Below are 3,406 nucleotides of genomic sequence, written 5' to 3'. Positions count from 1 at the left end.
TGAACCCGGGCCGCGGAGCGGCCCTTTTTTCCCCTGCCACAAAACATAGAGACATATAAGAAAATAAATGTTATAATAATTTCGTTACATTCGATTCGTGCTTTTGCTGTAAGGAGTTTAGTTGATGGCAGAGACAAATGAAAAAGTGACGAAGGATTTCGTCGATCATTCCTATTTCTACAGACCTTACATGGTTCTGGTGGTAATTGCCTTTATTCTGTGGGGCGCTTATGTGTGCTGGACGGGGTACTGGGGATTTATTGTGAATCACCGGGTGCCGGTGATTGACCTGGGTATGCAGGTGGCCATTCTGTGGTGGCTTCTGGATACGGTGCTCACGAAGACGGTGTACCGTCTGGAGAAGGATCGCCTGTATATGTTGAAAACCGGTGTGGGGCACAAGAAGGAGCTGTCCATTCCCTATGAGGATATTTTCGGCGTCCACCATTTCAAAAACCAGCTCATGAAGCCGGTAACCTACCGTTATACTTTCCATGAATATGCGAAGCTGGACAATCGCCCTATCTGGTCTCTTCTGTATGACATCGGCAGCGACAAGAAGGTGGGCCGCGTGCTTATGAAGGCGTCTGAGGAGTTCTGGAAGGAATTTGAACGCCGTATGCCGGGACAGATCCGCATTCCCCAGGAAGAAGTGGTGACCTTTACTTACAAGGCCATGGAGAAGAAGCTCCGGGACCAGGGGTATTTCAAGGAACATCCGGAAATGTCCTTCGAGGAAGGTATCAAGCAGCTGCGCCAGAAGGGTACGGAAATGGGGGGCCGTGAGTATGAACTCACCGGCGCCGATTTCCATGGCGAAGAGGTGGAGCTTCATAACGGCACCAGCAAGGAGACCCTGGAAGCGGCCAAGAAAAAAATGGCGGAAGCGAAAGAAAAGAGAAAAGAATAGTCTTCATGGGAGCACCTGCTTTGGGCAGGTGCTTTTTGCTGCCTTTCGGGATGATGGTGCGGCAGGTTTTCTGCCTTCATTCATGCAGAGGATAGGGGAAATAGGGGTATAAGCTGAAGATGGACTGGCTTATAAAAAAATATGATATGGCCAATGTTCGACACGGCCTTAGACTTTAGCCCTCTGCCCTTTGAATATTATGTTTAGGTGATATATAAAATGCAAAAGGGATTGATGAAATAAGAGGAAAATCTTACTTCATAGTATGCTATGTAAGTAGATAGTATGCTATGTAAATATAAAAAGACTCTTGTGTAAAGGATATGCATTTGCCTGTAAAATTTGAGGGTAATGCATATGAAGTGCATAAATATTTAATGCAAATGAATGTAATTATAGTGGATTTAATGCAAATGGCTTGTAATTTCCGAAAATCTCCCTTAAATCACGGAATATTGAAAAATACGGGGACTTGCATATAATAAACATAGATGCCTATGTATCTCTCCAAAGGTGCATAGATGGGAGTCCGGACCCCGGGACTGTGACGGAAGGAGGATAGCCGGTTTGCCAGGGGGATGATTTTCCGGATCGTATTCGGATTCATGTGGAATTTTGCCATTATTCTTTTATAACTTTATATGAGTCCCAAATCTTCCGGAGAAATATTTCTGCAGCTGCCCTGCCGGCATCGGGCGTGGCAGAGATCAGAAAAAATTCAAAAGGAAGGTGAACCTTATGGATCCAGCCATTACTACACTGTGTGTACTGGCAGTAGCAGCATTCCTGTTTGTTACCGAACTGATCCCGCTGGCAGTCACTGCTATGGCAGCCTGCACGGCCCTCGGTATTCTGGGCGTACTTCCAGCTAAACAGGTGTATGCAGGTCTTTCCAACTCCACCGTCGTTCTTTTCGGTGGTATGTTCGTTATCGGCGCCGCTATGTTCAAGACTGGCCTCGCTGAAACCATCGGTCTTGCTGTTGTTAGAAAAGCAGGTACCAAAGAAGTTCCGCTGATGGGCGCCATCATGCTGGTAACCATCATCCTGTCTTCCGTATCTTCCAATACCGGTACCGTAGCATGCCTCATGCCGGTAGTTATCGGTATCGCTAATGCGGCAAACATTCCTGCTTCCAAGGAACTGATGCCTCTGGCAGTGGCAGCTAACGTAGGCGGCACCATCACCATGATCGGTACTCCGCCAAACGTTATCGTTACCGGCGCTCTGTCCGCTGCCGGTCTTCCGTCCTTCGGATTCTTCGAATTCGCATTAATCGGTGTTCCGCTGTCCGTTATCGTTCTGGTTTACATGCTCACCATCGGCCGTAAAACCATTCCGGCTAAGAGTGCAGGCGATATGGATGAAGAAGCTGTGAAAGCAGCTAAGGAAGAAGCAGGTGCTTCTGACGACAATGCGCCGAAGAGCAAGACAAAGATGTGGATTTCCGGTCTCATCCTGATCGGCGTTGTTGTTGCTATGGCTCTGAACCTCAAGACCGTTCCTCTTCAGACCGCTGCCGTTACCGGCGCCATTCTCTGCGTCATCACCGGCTGCCTGAAAGAAAAGGAAGCCTATGCAGGTATCGACTGGGTAACCATTTTCCTGTTCGCCGGCATGCTTTCCGTAGCTACCGCTATGGATAAGACAGGCGCAGGCAAACTGATTGCCGATACCGTAGTTAACATGATGGGCGATCATCCAAACCCCATCGTTCTCTGCGCTGTACTGTACCTGATTTCCAACGTACTGACCCAGTTCATGAGTAACACTGCATCTGCAGCACTGCTTGCACCAATTGGTATTTCCATTGCTCAGTCCATTGGCGCTGACCCGAAACCGGTCCTCATGGCTATCGGTATCGCCGCATCCATGGCTTATGCAACACCAATGGCTACTCCGCCAAACACCCTGGTACTGGGCCCCGGCGGATTCTCTTTCAATGACTATGTAAAAGTAGGCGTTCCGCTCTGCATTATTACATTCATTGTCAGCGTAATCATTATTCCGATTTTCTGGCCATTCTTCCCGGGCTGATACGCCTTGGAGAAAGACCCTGTGGTTATCTCAGAAGACAGGAAATCGCCAAAAGGGCGGTTTCCTTCTCCTGATACAAACTGTGTGAGGCAGTTCCCTCACCGGCATCTTCCAGAGATGTTGAAATAGAAAGGTGGATTTATACATGGATACTCCGAGCCCACTTTCCATTTGTATCGTTAACATGGTCATCGTATTTGCTGTTCTGATTGTTCTTCAGTTCATCATTCAGCTGATTCACATTGTGGATCCGACCAAGAATAAGAAGAAATAAGTAATACGAAGGCCTAAAAGGAGGATACAAATATGGATGGCTTTATGAGAGCACTGGTTTCTGTATGGACAGATTCCGGATTTGCTGCATTAACATGGCAGAACATGGTCATGATTCTCGTCGGCCTCGTTCTGCTCTATCTGGCAATCGCAAAAGACTATGAACCTCTTCTGCTGATGCCCATC

General features: G+C 47.7%; 3 protein-coding genes and 1 pseudogene. All 4 read left to right on the top strand.

What is annotated here, in order from left to right; all coding sequences use genetic code 11:
- Window positions 1-124: 124 nt before the first annotated feature.
- On the top strand, window positions 125-910 hold the full coding sequence (locus B2Y11_RS00960; protein ID WP_291054949.1) for a hypothetical protein: 786 nt from the start codon (window positions 125-127) through the stop codon (window positions 908-910).
- A gap of 738 nt (window positions 911-1,648) precedes the next feature.
- Window positions 1,649-2,947 carry an SLC13 family permease gene (locus tag B2Y11_RS00955; protein WP_291054946.1) on the top strand — a complete coding sequence of 433 codons (1,299 nt, stop codon included), beginning with the start codon at window positions 1,649-1,651 and terminating at the stop codon, window positions 2,945-2,947.
- A gap of 145 nt (window positions 2,948-3,092) precedes the next feature.
- Window positions 3,093-3,221, top strand: coding sequence for an OadG family protein (locus B2Y11_RS00950; RefSeq protein WP_291054943.1), 129 nt, complete (start codon window positions 3,093-3,095; stop codon window positions 3,219-3,221).
- 32 nt (window positions 3,222-3,253) lie between these two features.
- Window positions 3,254-3,406, top strand: a pseudogene (locus tag B2Y11_RS08720) (glutaconyl-CoA decarboxylase subunit beta); the annotation flags it as partial.

The organism is Dialister sp. UBA1703 (assembly GCA_002320515.1).
Lineage (GTDB): Bacteria > Bacillota > Negativicutes > Veillonellales > Dialisteraceae > Dialister.
The sequence above is the reverse complement of the archived record's forward strand: the minus strand, read 5'-3'. Positions and strand labels throughout refer to the sequence as shown.